The sequence below is a fragment of the Streptomyces sp. NBC_01261 genome, from assembly GCF_036226385.1.
GTDB lineage: Bacteria > Actinomycetota > Actinomycetes > Streptomycetales > Streptomycetaceae > Streptomyces.
The window spans coordinates 11,187,182-11,210,506 of sequence record NZ_CP108463.1 but is presented as its reverse complement, the minus strand read 5'-3'; the positions used below and the strand labels follow the sequence as shown (position 1 = coordinate 11,210,506).

The 23,325-nt window shown below is 70.3% G+C and carries 16 protein-coding genes; 6 read left to right on the top strand and 10 right to left on the bottom strand.

Features of this window, described 5'->3' with window-relative positions; genetic code table 11:
- Nucleotides 1-3: 3 nt before the first annotated feature.
- The gene (locus tag OG226_RS49725) at nucleotides 4-576 is read right to left on the bottom strand and encodes a MarR family winged helix-turn-helix transcriptional regulator (protein WP_329352987.1); all 573 of its coding nucleotides are present in this window, start codon (nucleotides 574-576) and stop codon (nucleotides 4-6) included.
- A gap of 313 nt (nucleotides 577-889) precedes the next feature.
- On the opposite strand from OG226_RS49725, the gene OG226_RS49720 reads away from it, so the two are divergent.
- On the top strand, nucleotides 890-1,057 hold the full coding sequence (locus tag OG226_RS49720) for a hypothetical protein (protein WP_329352986.1): 168 nt from the start codon (nucleotides 890-892) through the stop codon (nucleotides 1,055-1,057).
- Here OG226_RS49720 and OG226_RS49715 read toward each other — a convergent pair.
- The 6 genes from OG226_RS49715 to OG226_RS49690 all read right to left on the bottom strand — a co-directional run bounded on the left by OG226_RS49715 (nucleotide 1,054) and on the right by OG226_RS49690 (nucleotide 13,145).
- Nucleotides 1,054-1,866, bottom strand: coding sequence for a hypothetical protein (locus OG226_RS49715; RefSeq protein WP_329352985.1), 813 nt, complete (start codon nucleotides 1,864-1,866; stop codon nucleotides 1,054-1,056). The genes OG226_RS49720 and OG226_RS49715 overlap by 4 nt on opposite strands.
- Nucleotides 1,863-4,283: an amino acid adenylation domain-containing protein gene (locus OG226_RS49710; protein ID WP_329352984.1), complete on the bottom strand. Its 2,421-nt coding sequence runs from the start codon at nucleotides 4,281-4,283 to the stop codon at nucleotides 1,863-1,865. The genes OG226_RS49715 and OG226_RS49710 overlap by 4 nt, the downstream gene beginning before the upstream one ends.
- Entirely contained in the window at nucleotides 4,280-7,294 is a 3,015-nt protein-coding gene (locus OG226_RS49705) for a type I polyketide synthase (protein ID WP_329352983.1), read from the bottom strand. Before OG226_RS49705 ends, OG226_RS49710 begins: the two co-directional genes overlap by 4 nt.
- Nucleotides 7,291-10,782, bottom strand: coding sequence for an amino acid adenylation domain-containing protein (locus OG226_RS49700; RefSeq protein WP_329352982.1), 3,492 nt, complete (start codon nucleotides 10,780-10,782; stop codon nucleotides 7,291-7,293). Before OG226_RS49700 ends, OG226_RS49705 begins: the two co-directional genes overlap by 4 nt.
- Nucleotides 10,783-10,804: 22 nt before the next feature.
- Nucleotides 10,805-12,070 (bottom strand): MFS transporter, encoded by a 1,266-nt coding sequence (locus OG226_RS49695; protein WP_329352981.1) that lies wholly within the window; start codon nucleotides 12,068-12,070, stop codon nucleotides 10,805-10,807.
- A 607-nt stretch (nucleotides 12,071-12,677) separates the two neighbouring features.
- The gene (locus tag OG226_RS49690; protein ID WP_329352980.1) at nucleotides 12,678-13,145 is read right to left on the bottom strand and encodes a hypothetical protein; all 468 of its coding nucleotides are present in this window, start codon (nucleotides 13,143-13,145) and stop codon (nucleotides 12,678-12,680) included.
- Between the two features lie 556 nt (nucleotides 13,146-13,701).
- Between OG226_RS49690 and OG226_RS49685 the strand changes: the two genes are divergently transcribed.
- Nucleotides 13,702-15,336, top strand: coding sequence for a condensation domain-containing protein (locus tag OG226_RS49685; protein WP_328686140.1), 1,635 nt, complete (start codon nucleotides 13,702-13,704; stop codon nucleotides 15,334-15,336).
- Nucleotides 15,337-15,780: 444 nt separating this feature from the next.
- On the opposite strand, the gene OG226_RS49680 is transcribed toward OG226_RS49685, so the two are convergent.
- Nucleotides 15,781-15,996 carry a hypothetical protein gene (locus OG226_RS49680; RefSeq protein ID WP_328686139.1) on the bottom strand — a complete coding sequence of 72 codons (216 nt, stop codon included), beginning with the start codon at nucleotides 15,994-15,996 and terminating at the stop codon, nucleotides 15,781-15,783.
- 490 nt (nucleotides 15,997-16,486) lie between these two features.
- Between OG226_RS49680 and OG226_RS49675 the strand changes: the two genes are divergently transcribed.
- From OG226_RS49675 to OG226_RS49660, 4 genes are all read left to right on the top strand, one after another.
- Nucleotides 16,487-17,689, top strand: coding sequence for a hypothetical protein (locus tag OG226_RS49675; RefSeq protein ID WP_328686138.1), 1,203 nt, complete (start codon nucleotides 16,487-16,489; stop codon nucleotides 17,687-17,689).
- A 226-nt stretch (nucleotides 17,690-17,915) separates the two neighbouring features.
- Nucleotides 17,916-18,752, top strand: coding sequence for an alpha/beta fold hydrolase (locus tag OG226_RS49670; protein WP_329352979.1), 837 nt, complete (start codon nucleotides 17,916-17,918; stop codon nucleotides 18,750-18,752).
- Nucleotides 18,745-19,365, top strand: coding sequence for a TetR-like C-terminal domain-containing protein (locus tag OG226_RS49665; protein WP_329352978.1), 621 nt, complete (start codon nucleotides 18,745-18,747; stop codon nucleotides 19,363-19,365). The genes OG226_RS49670 and OG226_RS49665 overlap by 8 nt, the downstream gene beginning before the upstream one ends.
- A gap of 112 nt (nucleotides 19,366-19,477) precedes the next feature.
- Nucleotides 19,478-19,918, top strand: a complete 441-nt coding sequence (locus tag OG226_RS49660) for an SRPBCC domain-containing protein (RefSeq protein ID WP_329352977.1) — start codon at nucleotides 19,478-19,480, stop codon at nucleotides 19,916-19,918.
- A 320-nt stretch (nucleotides 19,919-20,238) separates the two neighbouring features.
- On the opposite strand, the gene OG226_RS49655 is transcribed toward OG226_RS49660, so the two are convergent.
- Nucleotides 20,239-21,063 carry a helix-turn-helix transcriptional regulator gene (locus OG226_RS49655; RefSeq protein WP_329352976.1) on the bottom strand — a complete coding sequence of 275 codons (825 nt, stop codon included), beginning with the start codon at nucleotides 21,061-21,063 and terminating at the stop codon, nucleotides 20,239-20,241.
- Between the two features lie 478 nt (nucleotides 21,064-21,541).
- A complete protein-coding gene (locus tag OG226_RS49650; RefSeq protein ID WP_329352975.1) occupies nucleotides 21,542-22,456 on the bottom strand; it encodes an NADP-dependent oxidoreductase in 915 nt (304 codons plus the stop codon).
- Nucleotides 22,457-23,325 lie beyond the last annotated feature (869 nt).

The window sequence follows — 23,325 nt, the reverse complement described above, 5'->3', positions numbered from 1 at the left end:
GACTCAGGCCCTGGGCCGGCGCCCGCTGCGGCGGGGCGCCGGCTCCGCTCCGTCCAGCAGGGACTGCCGACGCTCCTCACCATGGTCCTCCACCTGGAGCACGACGCGGCGCAGCATGTCCGCGAGGCTCCGGCACTCGTCGTCGGTGAGCTGCCCGGTGACGAAGGCCTCCTCCTCGTTGAACTTCGGGAACAGCTGCTGCATCAACTGCTCGCCCTCGTCCGTGAGACTGAGCAGGACCAGCCGTCCGTCCGTCGGATGACCGGCCCGCTTCAGCAACCCACGCGACTCCAGCGTGCGGGCCACGCCCGTCAACGTCCCCTTGGAGATCCCCGCCTCCTCCGCGACGTGCCGGGTCTCCGACTCGTCCCAGACCCAGACGACCCACAGCACGACGAAGGCGGTCCAGGTCAGGTCGGAGCCCCGCAGCACGGAGTTCTCCAGATGCTGGCGCACCGCCGCCGCGGCCCGGTGGATGTTGGCGACCGCCGCCATCTGATCCCGGCGTATCGGGAAACCACCGAGCCTCTGCGCGGCGAGCTTCTCGGCTTCGGTAATGGATCGATGGCCGGGCACGGGCCCTCCCTCACTCACGGACACGGATCGTTCGGGATCAAATTGTACGGAGCCCTGCCCTGTGGTCCAGTGGACCGGGGGCACGATGATCCCGCGACACCGTCCGCTGCCACCTGCCCCGCACCGGTCGCGGTGTCCGAGGGGAACGGTCGGTCGCGGGCCCGCGGCGTGGGGTGAGCGGATCGTGACCTGACCACGCATCCTCGTCGGGCACGAGACCGGCGAGGCACGTGCCGACTCCGGCCGGCGCGGCGGCCCTTGCTTGAGGTCCGCAGGCGATGAAGTCGTCGGATGCGGCGTCGTAGACCCGCACATGGCTGTGCGGGCCGACATGCACGAGGGTCCGCTCGTCATCCGACAGGCCCAGGCCGAGGGCGTCGCGGTCCCCGCAGTGGACAAGCCGCAGCGGCTCGATGGTGACGCGATCCCAGTCGCCGACGGCGGGCCAATCGGCGCCCACGTGTCCACCCCGGCCGGCTAGGGGACGACCGGCGTCGGCACCCGTCGTTCCAGGCCCACCGGCGCTTCCTTCCGCTCTCCCGGAGGCTGCCCGCCGAACCGCACCCGGCGCATCGCTCCGGCCGTGTGGACGGTGGTCTCGGGTGACCAGTAGTCGGGCGGCGGCCGGTCGCTGTGGTGTTCCGACTCCGCCTCGATGGAGTCCAGTACTTCTGCCGTCACGGCCAGGGGTCTTCGTTGCCTGGGCACTTTGGAGAGTTTGGCGGCCGTGTTCACACAGCGTCCCGACCAGATCCTGTCCCTGACCCCGCCCGCGTCCACGGGAACGGCGAAGACCGGGCCGATGTCCATGCCGCAGCCGACGCTGAATCCGAGTCCGCGGCGCAACGCGGTCCGGTTGCGGCCGAGTCGGGCGCGCAGCCGTGGATCCAGGGTGTCCGAGGCGTAGGTGTCGACCTGTCTGGCGGTGGACGCGGCCCTGAGGGCGCGGTGCGGGCCGGTGAAGAACGCGAGTACGGCGTCACCGTGCACCCCGCAGACGTGTCCCCCGTTGGCGGTCGTGACCGCCGCGGCGCCCAGGGCGAGGGCCCGGAAGAACCTGGCTCCGTCCTGTCTGCCCAGGGCGTTGAGGATGTCGCTCGACCCATTGACGTCGATGTACAGGCACACGGCGTCGAACACGACCGCGTCCTGGCGGGTCCGGGGGCCCTCCGAGAGGTGCCTGGGGTCGGGCGGGCGCAGGAGGTGAGGGGTGTCGAAGCTTTCCTCGACGATGTGCGCCAGCTGTGATGCCAGGCCCATACGTGTCGTCTCTTCCCGCTGGGCGGTCATGCGGTGGGTCCGTCGGTGCGGCGCGTGCCCGCGGGTGGGACGTCCGCCGTGCGGCGCCTGCGGGTGCCACCACGGCCCGCGCCCGTCGTGGCGGGGGCGGGAAGTGCGGCCCGGTCGCACTTCCCGTTGGCGGTGACGGGGAAGGACGGCAGGGAGACGATCGCGGCGGGGAGCAGCAACTCCGGGAGCATAGTGGCGAGATGGCCGCGCACGGAGGCGGTCTGCTCCGGGTCCAGGGCGGGGGTCACGTAGAGGACGAGCTTGGCGCCGGCGGCGATGTCGGTGCGCACCATCGCGACGGCCGCGCCGACCGAGGGGTGCTCACAGGCGACGGCCTCGATCTCGCCGGGTTCGATCCGCAGACCGCGCAACTTGACCTGGTGGTCGCGGCGGCCGTGGTAGATGAGGAGTCCGTCCGGCGACCAGCTGACGACGTCTCCCGTTCGGTAGAGGCGTTCGCCGGGGGCCTCGGGGTCGTCGACGAAGCTCGCCGCGGTCAGATCGGGCCGGCCGACGTATCCACGGGCAAGTCCCACGCCGCCGAGGTACAGCTCGCCCGGCTCACCGGCCGCGACCCGCAGGCCCTTGTCGTCGCGTACGGACACGTCGATGCCCCGGATCGGTCGGCCGATCGGGACGCCGGGTCCGGGTTCGGAGGTCCGGCAGGTCCACCAGGTCACGTCGATCGACGCCTCGGTCGGGCCGTAGAGGTTGTGCAGTCTCGCACCGTACGACGAGGTGAAGCGGTTGGCTAGTCCGTGGCTCAACGCCTCGCCGCTGGCGATGACATGGCGCAGCGAGGGGCATGGCGCGGTGGCGGTCTCGTTCAGGAAGGCGTCGAGCATCGTGGGCACGAAGTGGACGACGGTGATGTGTTCCCGGCGGATCGTCTCGGCCAGGTACTCGGGGTCGCGGTGACCGTCCGGCCGGGCCATGACCAGCCGGGCCCCGGCGGTCAGCGGCCACAGGAACTCCCAGACCGCCACGTCGAAGGTGTAGGGGGTCTTCTGCAGGACGGCGTCCCCCGGGCCGATCGGGAACCACTCCTGCATCCAGCGCAGCCGGTTGACCAGCCCCTGGTGCGGGACCGCGACACCCTTGGGCCGGCCGGTGGAGCCGGAGGTGTAGATCACGTAGGCGAGGTCCTGGTCGTCGGGCTCACGGGACCGGTCCTGTTTCCGGTCGACGACGGCGTGCGCCGGGCCGTCGGTGGTGGCGTCGAGCGCGAGTACCGGAGCACGCAGGTCCGCCGGCAGTGCCGGCCGACAGGTGTCGTCGCTCAGGATCATCAACGGCCCTGCCTCGTCGACGACATGCTCGACACGGCCCGCGGGCCAGGTCGGGTCCAGCGGCAGGAACGCGCCGTCGGCGAGGAGGATGGCGACGACGGCGACGGCGAGGGCGACCGACCGCTGCGCGCAGACGGCGACGGTGGTGTCGGGTCCGACCCCGCGGTCACGCAGGCGCTGCGCCAAATCCCCTGCTCTCAGGGCGAGTTCGCGGTAGGTGATGGATTCCGACTCGTCGGAGACGGCCGGTGCGTCGCCGTCGACGGTCAGTCCGCTCCACAGCAGGTCCGCGGTGCGGGCTCCGTCGTCCCAGGCGGGCTCACCGTGTTCCGGCAACAGGGCGGCGGCCGGTGCCGGGTCGATGAGCCTGGTGAGCAGTCGGGCGGTCTGCGGATCGCCCAGCAACGCGCCTGTCGGCAGGGGCAGTTGCTCCAGGCGGACGGTGTCGGCAGCCCAGTCCGGGTGGGCGAACCGCAGTCCGTCGTTGCCGACGACGACCGCGTCGGGCCGCAGGCCGGCCGGGACGGGGGTGGCGAGTGTGTGCAGGAGAAAGGTGAACCAGGCGCGGTAGCGCTCGCTCAGCATGCCGACGCACAGGTCGAGTTCGTCCTCGGGGAGCCCCTCGGCACGCAGCTTGGCGGCCACGGCCGGGCGCAGCCAGTCGATGACCCCTTCGAGGGTCAGTTCTCCGTCGTACGTCTCCGGCGTGGCGAGGCCCAGGCTCGCACGGATGCCGTCTGCGTCGGCGCGTACCGATCGCGGTGTCGGCCAGGACGGCTCCACCAGGACGAGGCGCGGTCCGGGCAAGCCGGGGGTGGTGAGTCGGGCGGCCAGGTGCAGGCTGAGGGTCGCCGCGCCGCAGTAGCCGATCACGGTCTCCGGCCGCACGCCCAGGCGATCCAGCTCCAGGGCGCAGGCCCGGGCGAGTTCGGCGATGTCCGCCGGGTCGGTGAGCGGGGCGGTCACGGCGTCGACGCGATAGAGGCCCTGGTCGGTGGTGATCGTGTCCGCGACGTCGGCCAGCGTCGTCTTGGGGGTGAACTCGTTGAAGTCCACGACCACCACGGGTCGTTGGGTGCTCTCGCGCAGGGTTGTGATCCTCGCCGAGGGCTTCACTTCGGAACTCATGGGGTGTCCGCGTCCTTTCGTGCTTCGTCGACGCCAGGGGTGTGGGCTGGTGCCGCCGGTGGAGGAAGAAGTCCCAGCTGTGCCGCGAAGCCCGGGTGGTCGAGTACGGCGTCCAGGTGCAGCGTCACGTCGAACTCGCGCCGGATCAGCGCGATCAGGCGCACGGCGAGCAGGGAGTCGCCGCCGAGGGCGAAGAAGTCGGCGTCGGCGCCGACCGGTTGGTCGCCCAGGAGCCGCTGCCAGATGATCCGGAGCCGCGATGCGTGGCCGGCGGGTTCGGGTGCCGTGGCCGGTTCGGGTGCCGGAGTCCCGGGGCTCTCCGGAGCCGGTGTCGCGCCGTTCTCGGCCAGGGGCTCGGCTCGGGGTGTCGCGGACGGCCCGGCGTCCAGCCAGTGCCGGCGGCGCTGGAACGGGTAGGGCGGCAGGACGACCCGTCGGCCCGGTCCGTCGCCGAACGCCGTCCAGTCGACGTCGGCGCCCGCGGTCCACAGCGTGCCGACCGCGGACAGGAGCGCCGCGTAGGGGTCCTCACCCGCCTCGGCACCCGGCATCGCGGCCAGGCACAGCGGCGGCGCGTCCTCTCCCTGTGAGCGGGCGAGGCTGGTCAGGGCCCGTCCCGGGCCGACCTCCAGAAGGACGGGACCGGTCATCGCGCGCACCCGAGCCAGCCCGGCGGAGAAGGCGACCGGTTCCCGCAGGTGTCTGGTCCAGTACTCGGCGGAGTACTCCCTGACCGGTTCTCCGGTGAGGTTCGACATCACCCGCAGCCGGGGCCGGTGGTGGCGTACGGCGGAGGCGTGTTCACGGAACTCGTCGAGGACCGGGTCCATCAGCATGCTGTGGAATCCGTGCGACACCCGCAACGGCCGCGCGGACACGCCGTGTTCGGCGAGTGTCGCGGCGGTGGACGCGACGGCGTCGGGCGGTCCCGAGAGCACGACCGCCTCGGGTCCGTTGCGGGCCGCGACCGACACGCCCTCGGGCAGCAGCGGTTCGATCTTCTCCTCCGCCGCGTGCACGGCGAGCATCGCCCCGGGCGGCGCCGCGTCCATGAGGCGTCCGCGTACGGCGACCAGGTCCAGGGCGTCCGGAAGGTCGAGCGCCTGGGCCAGGCAGGCGGCGGTGTACTCGCCGATGCTGTGGCCGATGAGGACCCTGGGTCTGATACCCCAGTCGAGGAGCTGGGCGGCCAGCGCGTACTCGGTGGCGAACAGGGCCGGCTGGGCCAGCCGTGTGCCGCGCAGAGCCGTCTCGGCGTCTGTGTCTGCGCTCTGCTTCAGCAGCAAGGTGCGCAGATCCAGGCCGAGATGGCCGGCCAGCCGCTCGCAGCACTCGTCCAGCACCTCCCGGAACCGGGGCAGTTCGTCGTAGAGGCCCGTCGCCATGCCCGGGCGTTGGGCTCCCTGGCCTGGGAACATGAACCCGAGGGTGACCGCGCGGTGGGCGTGGCGGGGCTGCGCCGACCGCAGCCGGTCGCGCAGGGTGTGCGGTGCGGCACCCACGACGGCGGTGCGCCAGGTCCGGGTGGCCCTGCCGACCCGGAGGGTGCGGGCGATGTCCGGGACCTCCGCCGCGACGGCCGTGCCGAGGTGATGTGCGAGCCGGTCCGCCGAGGACAGGGCGGCCTGCCGTTCGTGGGCGGACAGCACGAGGAGGGAGGGCCGCGGGCGTGCCGCGGGTGGCGCGGGCCGTGGCGCCGCCTGTTCGACGATCACATGAGCGTTGGTGCCGCCGATGCCGAACGCGCTGACCCCGGCGCGACGCGGTCCGCCCTCGGCCGGCCAGGTGCGGGCGCGGGTGGTGACGTAGAACGGTGTGGCGTCCCAGCCGATCTCCGGGTTGGGCTCGGGGCAGTTGACCGCCGGTGGGATCACGCCTTCGCGTACGGCGAGCACGGCCTTGATGAGGCCGCTCACGCCGGCGGCGGCATCGAGGTGCCCCAGGTTCGCCTTGATGCTGCCGACGGCGCAGAACCCGGTCTTGTCCGTGTGCTTCCGGTACGCCTCGGTGAGAGCGGCGATCTCGATTCCGTCGCCGACTTCGGTGCCGGTTCCGTGTGCTTCGACGTATCCGATGGTGTCCGCGGTGATTCCCGCGGAGCGCAGGGCCGCGTCGATCACCTCGGTCTGGCCCTCGGCGCTCGGTGCCGTGTAACCGACCTTGCGGCCACCGTCGTTGTTGATGGCCGAGCCGCGGATCAGCGCGTGCACGGTGTCGCCGTCGGCGTAGGCGTCCCGGGCCCGTTTGAGGACGACCAGCGCGGCTCCCTGGCCTACGACCGTGCCGTGTGCGTCCCGGTCGAAGGGGCGGCAGTGGCCGTCGGGGGAAAGGATTCCGTTGCGGGCGTAGACGTAGCCGGTGTGCTGGGGCGGCTGGACGGAGGCTCCGCCGGCGAGGGCGAGGTCGCAGTCGCCCTGGAGGAGGCTCTGGCGGGCGAGGTGGACCGCGACCAGTGAGGTGGAGCAAGCGGTCTGGACGGCCAGCGCGGGTCCGCGCAGGCCGAGCCGGTAGGCGAGGCGGGTGGCGGCGTGGTCCTTCTCGTTGCCCAGCATGAGCTGGAGAAGGTCCGCGTCCTGTGCTCCTCGCGGGTTGGTGAGCAGGTGGCGCAGGAGATAGGTGTTCATTCCGGTGCCGACGAACACTCCTCCCCTGCCGTCGAATCCGCCGTATCCGGCCGCCTCCAACGCCTGCCACCCGCACTCCAGGAGCAGCCGCTGTTGCGGATCCGTGAGTTCCGCTTCGCGTGCCGAGTATCCGAAGAGTGCGGCGTCGAAGAGTTCCACGTCGTTGAGGACACCGCGTACCGGTACGTAGTCGGGGTTCTCGTACTCGTGCGGGGGCACCCCGGCGGCGATGAGCTGTTCGGTGCTGAAGCGGGTCAGGGACTCCTCGCCGGCCTGAAGGCTGGACCACAGCTCGTCGACGGAGTCGGAGCCGGGGAAGCGGCCCGCGAGGCCGATGACGGCGACGGCCGTGTCGCTGTCGGGTCCGGGGACGGTTCCGTCGCTCATCCGGCGTTCACCTTCCTGTGCAGGAAGGCGGCCAACTGCTCCACCGTCGAGTAGCGGAACATGTCGGCGAGTCTCAGCTCGCAGCCGGGATAGGCGGCGGCCAACTGGGTGCGGACCTGGGGCACTTGGAGGGAGTCTCCGCCCACGTCGAAGAACCGGTCGGCGTAACCGAAGTCGGTCGTCCCAAGGATCCGCTCCCAGATGTCGGCGACCCGGTCCTCGATCTCCTCGACGGACTCGCCCGGATCGACCTGGCCGCTCTCGTCCTCGGCCGTGTCGGGCCCGCTCCGTCGGGTCCCGTTGCCTTCGGCCGGGGCGGCAGTGTCGCCTGCGGGCCGGCCGGGGCTGGAGGCGGCGAGCGCCCGTGCGGTCAACTCCCCTACGTCCACCTTGCCGTTCGCGGTGAGCGGGAGACCGTCGGTGACGGCCCAGAGGGAGGGGACGGCGTGTTCGGGCAGTTGCTCGGCGGCCAGGGCGCGCAGCCGCAGCGGGTCGAGGGCTTCGCGGGCGGCGACGATGCCCGCGACGATGCGGGTCTCGCCCCCGCCGCTCGTGGTGGGGACCGCGACGGCGTCCGCCACGTCCGGAAGGTCCCGTAGGACCGCGGCCACCTCCTCCAGTTCCACCCGGAATCCACGGATCTTGACCTGGTGGTCGCGTCGGCCCAGGATCCGCAGATCGCCCTCCCCGTCCCAGCGCACGAGGTCGCCGGTGCGGTAGTGGCGTCGTCGGTCGGGCCCCCGCACGAAGCGGCGCGCCGTCTCGTCGGCGTCATCGAGGTAGTCGAGGGCAAGTCCTCGTCCCGACGTGTACAGCTCGCCGACGGCGCCTCGGGGGACGGGCCGCTCGTGTTCGTCGACGACCAGGACGTCGGTTCCGGCGATCGGTCGGCCGATCGGTACCGTGTCGCCGACGGCGGCGGCGTCGTCGAGGTGGTGGACCGTGGTGAAGGTGGTGTTCTCCGTCGGCCCGTAGCCGTTGCTGATCCGCAGGCCGGGGCAGCACTCCAGTACCCGGCGCACCTGGGCCGCAGGCACGACGTCACCACCGGTCAGTACCTGGTCGACCCCGCCGAAGGCCTCTGGTTCATGGTCCGCCACCAACCGGAACAGTCCGGCGGTCAGCCACAGCCCGGTCACCGCCTGTTCGTCCAGGAACCGGGCCAGCGCGGCGGTCGTCGGCTGCCGGTCGGGATGGACCACGATCGACCCACCCGCCGCCAGCGGGGTGAACAGTTCCAGAGTCGACGCGTCGAAGGACAGCGGGGCGAGCCGGAGGAAGCGTGCCAGTGCCTTCGGCCGCACCACCTGCGGGTCGAGGACCAGTCGTAGTACGGCACGGTGGGGTATGCGGACCGCCTTCGGACGGCCGGTGGAACCCGAGGTGAAGGCGATGTAGGCGACCCGCTCCGGGTCGGGCGCGGCCGGGGGCGGCACGTCCGCGGCTGGATCCGGGGGTCCCCAGGGATCGACCGGTTCGACCGGGATGGCGGTGAGCCCCGTGGCGACGAGTTCGGCAGCCCGTGCCGGGAGCGCCAGCACGGCCGCGGGGCGCACCACTTCGGCGACGCGCTGCACGACGGCGGCGGGGAGCCGGGGTTCCATGCCGATGTACGCTGCGCCGATCCGCAGCGCGGCCAGTACGGCGACGATCTCCTCCGCCGACCGGGGCACGGCGACGACGACGCGGTCGCCGTCACGGACGCCCGCCGTGTGCAGGGCTGCGGACTGCGCCTCCACGGCACGTACCAGGTCGGCATAGGACAAGGCCGGGCGGCCGGGTACGGTCACCGCCGGCGCGTGCGGGTCGCGGGTCGCGGCCCGCGCGACGAGTTGCCACACATCGGTGACCGGGACCGAGGACAGGTCGGGACTGTCCGTCGGCGGCGCGGCGGCCTCGAACGCTTCGGCGGGCGGGGCTTCGCTCCGCGCGGCGGTGACGGTCCGGACCTCCTGCTCCGGGTGGCCGGTCATCCGCCGTAGCACCGTCAGGAAGTCCGAGACCAGGAGCGCGGCCTCGCCCGGTGCGAGAACCGAGGACGCGTACTCCATGCTCAGGAGCGGCCGGCTGCCCCATCGCTGTACGTAGAGCAGGGCGTCGAGGGTCGCACCGCCGCAGTGCCCCTCGTACAGCCGGGCGTCCAGTCCCGGAAGGGCGAAGTGTTCCGGCACCATCTCGTCGTGCGCGGCGAAGCCCACCTGGACGAGGGGGTTGCGGCGGGGGTCGGTGCCGGCGCCGAGGCCCTTGGCGAGTCGTTGGACGGGGACGTCCCGGGCGTCGATGGCGGCGCGGACGTCCCGGCCGACGTCCTGGACATAGGCGCGGACGGTCGCGGTGGTGTCGGGCTCGCAGCGCACCGGCAGGAGTGAGGTACCCAGGGCGACCGTCGACTGCTGGGACTGGGTCGACCGGCCGACCCAGGACAGTCCGGTGATCAGCCGCGGGACGCCGGCCCGGCGGGCGACGGCCAGCGACCATGCGGCGAGCAGCACCACATTGCGGGTGACACCGCAGGTGTGCGCCAACTCGGCACAGGAGTCGCCGAGTTCGGCGGACAGCGGGACGGGGATGCGTACCCCCCGGCCGTCGAAGACGTCGGGGCGGCGCAGGTCGCCGGGCAGTTCCAGCACGGTCGGCGTCGCTGACAGTTCGCCGATCCGGCGGGCGGCGAGGTGTTCCGCGTCGGGTCGGCTCCAACTCGCGAGTCCCGGGGCAGGTCCGGTCGGTCCGCGACCTTGATAGCGGGCGAACAACTCGCGCCACAGCAGCCCGATGCTCCAGCCGTCGGCGACCACGTGGTGGATAAGCAGACTCAACACATGTCGGCTGTCGCCGCCCTTGGTCAGGGTGAAGACGACGGGCGGGCGGGTGAAGGGGCGCAGCAGGGAGGGCGCGGCCGCCGCGAGCATGGCATGGACGGTGTCCACACCGGCCTCGCCGTCGGCGAGCGCCAGTTCCTGGAGACGCACGCGGGCCCGCCATTGGGGGACGACTCGGGCGCGCGGTCCGTCAGGTCCCTGGAAGTAGACGGTGCGGAGCGCTTCGTGACGATCCGTCAGTCCCTGGACGGCGTCGAGCAGTGCGTCCCGGTCGAGTTCACCGTGCAGGTCCGCGCTGAAGAGCAGGCGCCAGGGGTGGCCCGCGCCCAGGTCCTCGCTCACCAGCATGGCGCTCTCGCCCGCGGTGGCGGCGCGGTCGGCGCGCGGTGACGGCGCGTGGTCCCGGCCGGCGTCCGGGGCGGGGACCGGGCGGGCCGCCGCGAGGGTCTCGGCGAGGGGCTCGCCTCCCAGCAGGGCGGCCAGGTCGATGGCCAGGCCGAGGCGTTCGGCCCGTGCGACGAGGTCGACCGCGCTGAGCGAGGTGCCTCCCAGGGTGACGAAGGAAGAATGGTGTGCCTCGGCCGGCAGGGTGTCCGGTTCGCGTCCGAGGATCTGTGCGGCCGCTACGGTCAACGAGGGTCGCGTGGGTGCTTGGGCATACGTGCTCATGGAGTCTTCCGATCCTGCGTGATCAGAGTGCTGTTGGAGTCTGTTGCGTCTGCGGCAAGCCGTCGCGCGGTGGTTCGGCCTCGGGCCCGCGAGTGCGCTCGGCCCACGCGATGACGGGCCCGTTGGCGAGCAGGCCGGCCACGAAGACCAGGGCGAGGATCAACCATCCGCCGGGCACGAACCGGGCGGTGCAGAAGGTGACGAGCACCGGGCCGGCGATGTTCGGCAGCGAGCCGCCCAGCGCGTACATCCCGCCGTAGGCGCCGTGGGCGCCGGCCGGTGCGAGCCCGTAGCGGAACGACCAGTTGGCGCTCTCGCCCCACAGTTCGCCCAGGGTAAGCAGAGCGACGGTGACCAGCAGGACGCCGGTGGCGGCCAGGGTGCCGAACCGCGGTACGGCCGCGGCGCCTAGGCAGGCACAGGCGAGGGCGGCGAACGCGCCGCGTTGCATGCGCCGGGCGCCGGGGACGGTGTCGCTCCCCCGGGACAGCCTGACCTGGAGGGCGATCACCAACAGGGTGTTCCCGAGGATCATCCATGCTGCCAGCGGTGTGGGGACCCGGGTGTGGCCGATGACCCACAGCGGGAGTCCGACGGTCAGGATGGTGTTGCCGATCAGGGTGGTGCTACTGACCACGGACACTGCGATGTAGGGGAGATCGTATCCGCGTCGCCCGCTGTCCCCCTTCGCCTTGGCCGTCCCGTCGGGACGGGGGCGCGGCAGCCGCAGGCTGAGGACCGCGGCAGCCGCAGCGGCGAGCGCCATGCCCAGGATCAGGGAGGCGTAGGCCGCTCGGGTGTTGATGCCGATCACCACGCCGGCGCAGAGCACACCCACCGAGAAACCGATGTTGGTGACCACTCTGCTGTACGCGGCGATGCGCACACGCTTTTCCTTCGGTACCAGCTCGGCGAGGAGGGATCCACGCGACACATTGCCGCCTGCCTCGACGATTCCGATGGCGGTGATCACCGGAAGGTACTGCCGGAACGAATGGACGAAGACGGCCGCGACCAGCAGCAGGGAAAGCAGCGCCGAGCAACCGATCGACACGTCGCGGGAGTTCCAGCGGTCGGCCAGTCTGCCGATGGGAACACCCAGCAGTACGCCGGCCAGACCTGCCAGCGAGAATCCCAGTCCGACTTTCGACTGGGACATTCCACCCGCTTTCACGAAGAAGACGGCGCTGCCCGATGTGTAGAGGCCATATCCGATCGTCGCGATGAGGTTGTTGATCTGAAGGACCCGTATGGGTCCGGGAGGCGGCAGTAAACCGCTGATACGCACCACAAACTTACCCCCGTGGTGAACATGGAGTTGGCGGAGAATTCCGGCAGAGACAGCGCGTGAGGTGGTTGCCGCTGCCGCCGTCAGTCCGCGGTCAGGGCCCAGCCGATTCACTCTCGCCGTCGGTGGCAGGGAATGTAGCGCACGTCCGATCTTCAGTGTCAGTCATTTTGGGAAAACCTGAGGTTCACTGTGCGGCAACTCATCGGCAACTGACACGAGTTCGCTTGGAGAACGGTGGCGGATCTCGGCTCCCGCGTCGGCGCTGAGCTGCGGAGAGGTCAATGCGCGGGAAGGTGCGGGGGCTTCTTCGAGTCGTCCACCGCGGGTGTTCTCGCTGCCCCGTCGCGGCCTCCCCCGCGCCGACGTCGGGCATCGGACGCGAGCCGCCGCGCGAGTCGTCCGCGCACCGGGACGACGCTCAGCCGGACACCGGCCATGGCACCGGACGCGCTGGGATGCGGCGCCGGCCGCCCGAGGCGGACCGTTCCTCCGGGGGTTCGGACGCGGCCACACGGCACGAGGCAGGTCGCCGATCCGGCCCTCGTCCCGGAGCGGCGGCGCCGGGGAAGCGCGCTGGACGGCGGGTCTCGCCCCTCACGGATCGTCAGCGGTGACTGGGTCTCACCTGCGGTCGGCTTCCGGCGGTCCGTGCGAGGTGACGCTGGATCAGCGCGATGTCGCCCAGGTCTTTCACCCGGCCGAGGGCGAACTTCCAGGCGAGCGTGTGGGACAGCGAGAGGAACCGGGTACCGCGAACGATCTCGGCCTCGTCGATCAGCCGGTCGGTGTCCAGGAGCACACCGCGCTCGCGTATCGGGTGCCACCGGTCGAATATCTCGACCTGCCTGTCGGCCAGGCCGACCCGCAGTCCGAACCCGGACGCCGTCGGGCCGGGCCTGCCCAGCTCGGCGGCGCGGGCCCAGGCGGCCCCGCGCGCCACCAGGTCCAGATCGCCGATCACCGGCTTGAGCCCGTGCGCCAGCAAGGGTCCGCTGCCGGCGACGACGTAGTCGTGCGGCGGCAGATCGAGGGAGGCCAGCAGGTTCCTGAGGCGGGTTTCGGAAATAGGCATCCGCACATCATGCGTGCCGCGGGGCATGAGGGTGGAGTTTTTTATTCATCTGGACCACTCGTAGACGCGGGACACACGGAAGCGGCGACGGGGCCGGACGATCCACTGATCGGAGGGATTCATTCCGAATGCGATCCGAGATCTGAGGAATCATTTCTGCACAGGGGAGGCATCGCAGGGACACGGGAAGCACTTGTTATAGCTAAAGAGGACATCTCTCATCGATAGTGACCTATGCCCGATATACCGGACTCCCCTGTGGGAGCGAATTCAGGCTTGCGGGCCGCACCGAACTCACCTATGCTCGCCGCCATTCGAGCATTCAACGGGGGCATTGCCGCTCGAACAGATCGTGAGACGCACGGCGCAGGATCGAGACACGGCCACCTCAGGCCTCGATCCCAGAGTGCGCGTGCTCGGTTTCTGCCCCCTGCAGTTCCGGTTGCCCATCGGCTGGAAAGCCGCGACCGGACGCAGTGCGACGACGGGCTGGAAGGAAAACAAGCGTGATCACGGGGATTTTCGTTTGTTCCGCTCAGGCGGTGCGCCTATGAGCATGAAGTCAGTAACCGAAGCGGCAGTCGAACGGCCGCCGGCACCAGGTCAATTGAAGACCTGGCTCGCGGGACAGTGGGCGGAACTGCTCGGCTCGCAGCCGCAGGACGACGCCGATTTCTTCGCCCTGGGCGGCAGTTCCTTACAGGCGACGATTCTCGCGTCCCGGATACGGCAGGCGGGTTTCCCTCATATCGGCCTTGTCGATGTGCTGGAACACCGCTCGTTCGCGAGACAACTCGCGCTGGTGGCCGCGCAGGGCGATCGTGACCGCTCCGCGCCCCGTACGCCCACGACCGCGTCGACGGCTCCGCCGGACCTCTCGCACGGACAGCGCAACCGGGTGGCGATGGCCCGGGAGCGACTGCTCGCCGGCGAAGGCGGCGCGCCCCCGCTCGCCATCCAGCTCGCGGTCGAACTCCTCGGCCCTGTCGACGTCCCCGCACTCGAAGCGGCCGTGCGCGACCTCCTCGTTCGTCATGTCGGCCTGCGGACCGCGTTCCTCACCGCGGACGGCGAGATCCATCTCAGGGAGGTGCCGCCGGAACTCCTCGACGGGCCGAACCTGACCATCCACGACCTGCGCCATCGCCCCTTCGACACAGCCTGGTCCGAAGCGCTGGCCCTGGCCCAGGAACAGGTGAGCACCCCGTTCGACTTCCGCGAGCCACCGCTGCTGTCCGCGCACCTCACCCTGCTGAGCGGGGATCGACATCTGTTCACCCTGACCGTCGATCACCTGGTCAGCGATGCCACCTCCGCAGGCCTGCTCTGGCGCGATCTGGCCGAGTTCTACGAGGCGTCGCTCGAAAACCGCCGGCCCGGACTTCCGCCGCTGCGCACGACCGCCCGACAGGTCCTCGGCGCACGGGAAGCGCAATGGCGGGTCGGCGAGACACGCATGCTGGATTCATGGGACATGGCCCTGGCCGGGTTTCCGCACGCCCCTCAGGACGATCTGGCGCCGGTCGACACAGCGGAGGAGTTCCGGCCCCCACAGCCCGCCGAGTTCACCCGGTTCACACTGTCCGCTCCGGCCGCCGCCGACTTCGAGTCGGCCTGCCTGGCCGCCCGGGTGACTCGCCACACGGCGGTCATGGGCCTGGTCTTCCACGCTCTGCACGCCCTCGACGGCAGACAGGACGCCGTGGTGTGCTCCTCCCAGTCCGGCCGGACGGACGTCCAGGACGACCTGGTCGGCTGGCTCTCGGACAGTGTGATCGTCCGCATCGGCGGGCAGGACGGCGGCCTCGGCGTATCGGCACTCGAACTCGTCCGACGTACGCAGGAACAGCTGATGTTCGCGTACCGCAACCCGGTGCCGTTCAACGTGCTGGTCCAGCGCTACCAGGGCACCGTCGACGGCCGCACCCCGTACAAGCCGCACATCTACGTCCATCACACGAGCGATTCGCCGGTCGGCACCCGGTTCGGTACCGCGCGGGCCCGACTCCTGGACGAGAACGCCTCCGTCACCTTCTTCCCCGGGCCCAGCATCCAGGTCGAGCGGGACGGGGACGACCTCTCGATCGGTGTGAACACGGCCGCGGGACGCTATCCCGACGGTCTGGCCGACCGATTCGGCGCGCTGCTGCGCGACGCGATCATCCAGTTCACGGCAGAGGCGACAGCCTGACACCAGGTCGCAGTGCGGCGCGGCGCACGACTGCGGATGCCCCATGCGTCGCTCTTCTGGAAGTGGGAGGAGCGGAATGCGGGATACCCGCGGAAATGAACGCCGCACGGGAGGACGTGGGGCAGGAAACAGGGTCACCGGCTCGGCACACCTCGGTCCGCGGCGAGGAACCCACGCCGACCAGCCCCTCCCTCATCATCAGGCGGCTGCTGCTGGAGGTCAGCGTCGAGCCGTTACTCGTACGGAGAGGGCTGAGGTGACTGGACGTCAGCATCGTCGAACCGGCCGCTGCGCGAGGACGGGATGAGACCTGATATTCGGCTCTTGGTCTCATCCCATGACGCCCGGAATCTGCTGAACCAGGTTTCCTCAAAGAGGAGTTCACCGAGCGGGCGTCGCTTCACCACTCCCGTGGACGTGACCGCCGACGATGGCCTCCAGCGATCAGGACCTCAGCCCGGCACCGCTACTTGCCCCATCCACGTCATCAAGCCGCAACTCGTCGTGGAGCCGCTCTTCGGTCCAGGGGGCATTTGAGTACTCCCCTGTACACAAGTCGATGTACAGGCTCGGGTCGAAGCGTTCGCCGTGCTGTGGAAAGAAGGTGCTGATCTTCCGGTAGGTCCGGACGCCGTCGCAGTCCCCCAGGTCGAAGGCCACGACGGACCTCTTCTCCCAGGGGCTGGCCCAGCCACTGACGCGTTGGTGACGTAGAGCCCTTCTCCCGTTCCCGGGGCACGTTGCCCGCCCCAGGATGTCCGGGCGCGGCCGCGCCTGGTGCCCTCCTGGATGTCCGCCGGCCTGGGCAGTTGTCGCGAGTGCCTGGCCTGGACGAACGAGCGGGACCAGCGGTGTGTGCCCTGTCTGGACTGGGGCGCCGGGCGGCCCCGTGCCACCGGTGCGGCCGGTGGCTGCCGTTGCGCGACGACCACTGCCGGCGATGCGTGCTCACCGTCGCGGAGACCGACTACAACCTCGACGGCATCCGTCTGGACGGCGGCGACCAGCTCGGTTCGGCGGGCCTCTTGCTCCGCGCAGCAGGGAAGGCGGGCTGTACGGGCGCCGCCGTCTCCAGCGCAAGCGCCGTGAAGCCATCCGTGCCTCGCGGGCCGCCCGCCCTGTTTCCCAACACCGCGCACTGCCGGGCCAGTTGGAGCTCTTCCACCTGCCGCGGGACTGGACACGCCTGGACGACCGGCACCTCCCGGCCCTGACCTCAGCCGCCCGGATCCTGCTCAACGACTTCGTCGCCCACATCAAGAGCCGCGGCCGGGACGCCTGCCGCATGAGCGGGAGCATCCCCACCCTGCGCGTCCTGCTCGCCCACCTCGGCGCCGACGCCCCGCTGCCGGAGGAGGACGTGCGGCTGATCGCCCGCCGCGAGCACTTTCACGGCGCCCGCGTCATCAACTACCTGCGCGTGAGCGGACGCCTCGCCCCCGACCGGCACTCGGATGCGGCTCTGGCCCGGGCCCGGCACCTCGCTGACACCGCCCCGGCCGCGTTCCGCCGCCCGCCCAACCGGTGGATCGATGTCCCGTACGGCACGACTCCACGACCCAGCCGACCCCTCGCCCCATCGACCATCCACTCCTACCTGCGCCTGTGCGCGCCCCCGCCGCGCACCTTGTACGAGGACGGCGTCACCGATCTGCGGGCCGTCGCCCAGACCCACATCGAGCAGGCCCTCGAACCGGTCCAGGGAGAAGCCGCCAAGTCCCGGGCCACCGCCCTGCGCTCGCTGTTCCGCGCCCTCAAACGGGAAAGGCTCATCTTCCGCGACCCGGCCCGCACCATCTCCCTGACCACCGCCGTCGTGCTACCGCGACCGCTGGCCGACGACATGCTGCACGGCACTCTCGAACGCCTCCCCAACCCCCGCGACCGGCTCAGCTTCGTGCTCGCCGCCATGCACGCCCTGAGCACCCACGACCAGTCCCACCTGCTGCTGGACGACCTCGACCACAGCCGCGCCACCCTCCGCGTGCGCCGCACCGGCAAACCCGTCCACACCGTCTACCTGGACGAACTCACCCACCGCCCGGCACGGCAGTGGCTCGCCGAACGCCTCCGACGCCGGCCCGCTACCACCAGCCCCTATCTGCTGGTCACCGCCCGTACCGCCACCGACGACACCCGCCCCCCGGTGTCGATCCAGGCGATCAACAAGCCCCTACGCACCCACGGCCACCAGGCCGGCCGCCTACGCGTGGACCGCATCCTCAACGAGGCCCAGCACACCGACGACCCCCTCCACCTCATCCGCCTCTTCGGCCTCTCCCCCCGCACCGCCATGAAATACATCCACGACGCGCACCCGCACCGCAGCCAGAGCGACCCGATCATGTCCTGAGCAGCACGAGCTGTAGGCATGTGAGGTGCCTGTGTACTCCGACCTGGAACGTTGCGGTAACGAGGGTCTCAGTAGTTCTCGCGGAAAATACCGCTCTGCGCCGTGCGGCAGCCCATTGCCCTGGGCCTGTGGCCCCCGATCGAGCGCCGCTGGGCGCAGCGTTGACCTTCGTAGCTAATGTGACTAGTCTATGGCTAATCACGTTAGCCATTCTGTGGAGGACGACATGACCGAGCACCTGAGAATCGGCAAGAACACCATCGCCTTCGACGTGACCGGGGAAGGCCCCCTGGTCGTGCTGGCGCACGGTATCGGCGACAGCCGGCACTCCTACCGCTTCCTCGTTCCCGGACTGGTGGCCGCCGGTTACCGGGTCGCGAACGTCGACATCCGCGGGTGCGGTGAGTCCAGCCTCGGTTGGGACGGTTACAGCCGCACCGACATCGCCGGAGATCTGGTCGCCGTCGTGCGTCACCTCGGCGGCCCGGCCGTGATCATCGGGCAGTCGATAAGCGGCGGCGCCGCGACCATCGCCGCCGCCACCGCGCCCGACGTGATCAGCGGAGTGATCGAGCTGGCTCCGTTCACCCGTGCGCAGCCGCTCGACCTGGGCGGGCTGATCCGGGTCAAGCGCTTCCGGACCGGGTACACGCGGATGGCGCAGGTCATCGTCCGGGGACGTCTGGCGGACTGGAAGAAGTACCTCGACGTGGCCTACCCGGCCAAGCCCGCCGACTGGGACAGCGAACTGGCCCGCATCGAGGCCACGCTGAGTGAGCCCGGCCGGATGAAGGCCCTGCAGGACATGTGCAAGTCCAAGCCCACCGACGCCGGCGCCCAGCTCGCCCACGTCACCTGCCCGGTCCTGATCGTCGAGGGCAGCCTGGACCCCGACTGGGCCGACCCCCGCGCCGAAGGGGCGAAGATCATCGCCGACCTGCCCGCCGGCCTCGGCGAGCTGGCCGTGATCGACGGCGCCGGCCACTACCCGCACGCCCAGACCCCCGACCAGGTCCTCGCGCTGGCCCTGCCGTTCCTGGCCAAGGCGGCCGGCCGTGCCTAGGGCCGGACTCACCGCCACGGCGGTCACCGAAGCCGCCGCCGCCCTTATCGACGAGGTCGGGTTCGACCAGCTCGGCATGGGCCTGGTCGCCGAACGGCTCGGGGTCAAAACACCCTCGCTGTACAAGCACGTCACCGGCCAGACCGACCTCACCCACCGCATCGCCATCCTGGCCATGAACCAGTGCGCCGACGCCATCCGCGACGCCATCCAGGGCCGGTCCGGCACCGAAGCCCTGGCCCGCGGCGCACAGGCGATGCGGACCTTCGTCAAGGACCACCACGGCCGATACGCCGCTGCCAACGCCGCCCGCCCCACCGGGCCCGACGACCCCCTCATCGACGCCCTCAACCGGGTGGTCGACTCCTGGGCCGCCATGCTCCACGGCTACCACATCGACCCCGACCAGCAGATCCACGCGCTGCGGATGCTGCGCACCGTCCTGCACGGATACGCATCCCTGGAAGCAGCCGGCGGGTTCCAGTTCGCCACCGACATCGACGACAGCTTCACCTGGATGATCGACTTCATCGACCACGGCCTGCGGGAGACCACGACCACCAGCACCAACAGCGCCCTCTCCCACAGGGCCGCGCCGGGCGGGACGCTCTGACCGCCGAGGACCGCGCTCCACGCCAGTCCCCGGCCCCACCGAGCACCGGTGGACCACCCGCTCGCCGAACCCCCGCCCCTCCCTTCCGCACCAGCCAGAAGTGGAAACCACCATGAAGCCGGTCCTCACCGCCGTTATTGACATCGACGCCACCCCGCAAGCGGTGTGGGACGTCCTCACCGACTTCGCCGCCTACGGCGAGTGGAGCACCTTCTCCGCAGCGGAGGGAACCGCTGAAGTGGGAAGCCGGCTCACGATGCGCATGCCGGGCATGACCTTCAGGCCCACGGTCACCGTCGCGACACCTGGCCAGGAACTGCGGTGGGTCGGCACGCTCGGCATCAAGCAGCTGTTCCATGGCCGGCACTCCTTCGTCCTTTCCCCCAACCACGACGGCACCACCCGCCTGACCAACCACGAGGAATTTTCCGGAGCCCTGGTCACCCTGATCCGGCCCTTCCTCAGAACACCCAAAAAAGACGGGTACGCCGCGTTCAACACCGGCCTCAAGCAGCGGGTGGAAGTCCGCACCGGGCTCGGGCCGGGTGCGTAAAGGGCCGATGGTCACGGGGGTCGGGATGGCCGCCGCGATGCCCTGCCCCAGCTCTCATCCTGCTGACCTCCGCGGTGAAACCGGCCCGCCACGGTGACTCACTCAAGGGCTCAACATGGGGTGTTCGTTCACGAGTTGACGTCGCGCCCGACCGGCGCGGGGCGAACGTCGTCCCGATCACTGCCGGGGCGGGGCTGACGAACCCGACGGTCCAGCGGCGCCTGGTGTCGGTGCGTCAGTTCTACGACTTCGTCATGGAGCAAGGGCTGCGTGCGATACCCGACTTCGAACCAGACACCATCGCCAGGACAAAACGCCCTTCAAACGCCCGCAGCAGACAGGAGTTGAAGTTTTCCGTGGCTCGGCGAGCCGGGCGTGGCGGAGAAGATCAGCAGTTCCTGCGCCTGATCGGGGTCCACCAGACGCTGGCAGTACAACTCCAGATCACCCAGCTCGGGATGCCTATAGCGTTTGAGGTCGTTGTGATGGGTGACGTCCACCTCGTGCAACTGCCAGACCTCGGCGAATTCCGGACTGACCTCCAGCAGTGCCGCGACAATCTCGCCGGCCCTCCCGTGAGGGTCCGCCGTGTACGCCGCCCGGAGATCCACAGTGAAAACCCTGCCCCGCAGGGCGTGGTCCTCGACGGGATAGAGGTCGCGTTGCGCCGGATCGGTGAACCAGCGGTAGACCAAGTAGCGTGACATTCCGCTGAACCGGGTGTAATCGCCCAGCAGAGCAACCGCCGGACGGGTCTGCAGCAATGTCTCGTTGAACCGGGACATCACCAACGCGGGCGTGTCCGCGAGCCGTTCGATGATGCGCATCATGGTGGGGCTGACGTGATCATCACGCAGTACCCGCCGTGGCGCGGGGTGCCCGCCGAGGTCGAAGAGGTAGTCCCGCTCACTCAGGCTGAGGTGCAGCCCCCGGGCGAGTCCAGCGAGCACCTGCTCGGACGGCACCGGACCACGCTGCTGCTCGATCCGGCTGTAGTAGTCGACCGACATACCAGCCAGCGCGGCCACCTCCTCGCGCCGCAGCCCACCCGTACGGCGCCGAGAACCTCGGGGAAGCCCTACATCCTCCGGCTGTAGCACCTCCCGGCGCGCCCGGAGAAAGTCGGCCAGCAACACCCGGTCCATCTCAACCTCCGCGAACAAGACCCATGCCAAGAACCGGCAGTTCGGGGCAGGTCATGTTATCGGAAGAGGCTTTGGAAACCGTGTCTCGACCGCATGTGAAGGTCTTAGTTCCGCTGGTCAAGCATGGCTTCGGTTGAGGCGAGGGCGAGTTCGGGCGTTCTGTTCGGCCTGGTCACTGAGGGGTGTGCGGTGGCGTCTGTGTTCGGGTTGCTGGAGGCGGCTGCTCGCGTGCGGGAGAAGGATCTGCGCAAGGAAGCGGCCCGGGCGGCTGCAGTGCTGGAGGCGGCGGAGCCCGAGCTGGATCGGCGGGTGATCGCGCGGAAAGAGCTCGTCGAGGCTCTGGCCGTGTCCGCCACGGGGACCAGCACTGTGTCCTCTCCGCATATCGCGTGGATGCCGACTGACAGAAGACGACCGGCTGGTTGCAGGCGACCGTGGGGGCCCCGCAGGTTGGGGGCCGGCCCCCCGCGGGAGGTGGTCAGTCGACGGTGAGGACGAGCTTGCCGCGGCTGTGTCCGGCGTCACTAGCCTGCTGGGCCTTGGCCGCGTCGGCAAGCGGGTAGGTGGCGCAGACCATGAGCAACAGCGCGCCGTCGGCCGCCTGTTGGGCCAGTTCGGCCAGTCGGGCGGCCGAGCGGCGCTGCGGACCCTCTGCGAAGACGACGCCGAGTTCGCGGGCCCTGAAGTCGGCGGTGGTGACGATCCGCTCGGTGCCGCCGCGCAGGGCGATGGAGTCCTCCAGCGCGCCCTTGCCCGCTGCGTCGAACACGGCGTCCACGCCCTTGGGAGCAACCACGTGGACCCGTTCGACCAGGTCAGGTCCGTAGACCAGCGCGGTGGCGCCGAGCGAGGTCACGTACTCCTGGTTGGCCGGGCCGGCGGTGCCGATGACGTGCGCGCCGCGGGCTACGGCGAGTTGGACGGCGACGGTGCCGAGCGCGCCGGACGCGCCGTGGATCAGCAGGGTTTCGCCGGCCTCGACGTCGAGCAGGTCCAGGACCCGTTCGGCGCCGTCGCTCGCCACCGGCAGCGCCACCGCGCGGGCCCAGTCCAGGCCGGTCGGCTTGGGGGCGAGAACGGCGGCGGTGGCCACCGCGTACTGGGCGTAGGAGCCGGTGTCGGACCAGCCCAGCACCTCGTCGCCCACCTTCAACGTGTCGACGCCTGTACCGAGGGCGTCGACGACGCCGGCGATCTCCCCACCCGGGATGGCGGGCAGGGTGGTGGGGAAGATGGCCTCCATGGTGCCGGAGCGGATCTTGCCGTCCACCGGGTTGACCCCCGCCGCCCGGACACGGACGCGGACCTGGCCGGGGCCGGGCTCAGGAATGTCGGTCTCCGTCTCGTGCAGGACCTCGGTGCCGCCGAACGTGTCGAAAACGATGGCCTTCACAGCTGTGACTCCTTCGATAAGTCAATCCGGCGAAACCAGTTATGTGGTCAGCCAAGTGGTTGTTGGACGGGTTACTTCGCGGGCCGGAGCCGCAGACTTCGGGCCGCCCGCCCGCGCCCGGGACGGTTCGGCGGCCTTCGGGTCTGATCGGGCTCTGCCAGTCACTGTCAGTGCAGCTTCAGCACGGCCACCTCGGGATGCCGCCGGTGCTTGGAGGCAATGGGCATGTTCACCTCGTGCAATCCCGGGCCGGGGTGTCCATCAGTGCTGTGGTGCTCTTTCCGGCCCTGCCGCGAGTGTCGTGCAGCGTGGACTGGACCTCGGGGATCGTGTCCGAGCTGATCGTCGGAACTGGAGGTCACGGGAAGCCGCCCTCGGGTGCGGATTCCTACGCGCTTCGCTCGGCGGGAACGACTGGGCCGTATCTGCCAGCAACGCCCGGTCCATCGTCCGACCTCCCTTGTTCGACACACCGATCCTGGCGCGGACGGGAGAGCGGATGAAGGCCCACTTCATCAGGGGACAAGTTGTCCGTGGCTGGGCCGAGAGAGATGAACGGTGTCGGCCGGCCGACATCCGTCCCCCGGCGGCGCGCCTCATGCCGAACTCGGGCCGGCCCACTGCAGGAGGAGAGCCATCGGTGTCACTCGTTGGCGCAGCGTCCGGTCGGTCGTCGTCCGGTGCCAGCGGTGTCCTCGCGTGAACCCGGCGGTGTGGGTGCGGTCAGGAGGTCTCCTGGCCTGTTTGATACCGGCGTCAACGGGATCGGGACGGCAGTGGAGAACGAACGCGTGCAGCTCCGCGTCCTGATGGATCCCGGCGGCCGTGCGGTGCCTCGTCAGGTATCGGTCGGCGAGCGGAGTACGTTG

What these genes read in the sequence shown, in the direction of transcription:
- OG226_RS49720 (WP_329352986.1), top strand. Translation starts at nt 890, where the DNA reads ATGGCTGTGCGGGCCGACATGCACGAGGGTCCGCTCGTCATCCGACAG.
- OG226_RS49715 (WP_329352985.1), bottom strand. Translation starts at nt 1,866, where the DNA reads ATGACCGCCCAGCGGGAAGAGACGACACGTATGGGCCTGGCATCACAG.
- OG226_RS49710 (WP_329352984.1), bottom strand. Translation starts at nt 4,283, where the DNA reads ATGAGTTCCGAAGTGAAGCCCTCGGCGAGGATCACAACCCTGCGCGAG.
- OG226_RS49705 (WP_329352983.1), bottom strand. Translation starts at nt 7,294, where the DNA reads ATGAGCGACGGAACCGTCCCCGGACCCGACAGCGACACGGCCGTCGCC.
- OG226_RS49700 (WP_329352982.1), bottom strand. Translation starts at nt 10,782, where the DNA reads ATGAGCACGTATGCCCAAGCACCCACGCGACCCTCGTTGACCGTAGCG.
- OG226_RS49690 (WP_329352980.1), bottom strand. Translation starts at nt 13,145, where the DNA reads ATGCCTATTTCCGAAACCCGCCTCAGGAACCTGCTGGCCTCCCTCGAT.
- OG226_RS49685 (WP_328686140.1), top strand. Translation starts at nt 13,702, where the DNA reads ATGAAGTCAGTAACCGAAGCGGCAGTCGAACGGCCGCCGGCACCAGGT.
- OG226_RS49670 (WP_329352979.1), top strand. Translation starts at nt 17,916, where the DNA reads ATGACCGAGCACCTGAGAATCGGCAAGAACACCATCGCCTTCGACGTG.
- OG226_RS49660 (WP_329352977.1), top strand. Translation starts at nt 19,478, where the DNA reads ATGAAGCCGGTCCTCACCGCCGTTATTGACATCGACGCCACCCCGCAA.
- OG226_RS49655 (WP_329352976.1), bottom strand. Translation starts at nt 21,063, where the DNA reads ATGGACCGGGTGTTGCTGGCCGACTTTCTCCGGGCGCGCCGGGAGGTG.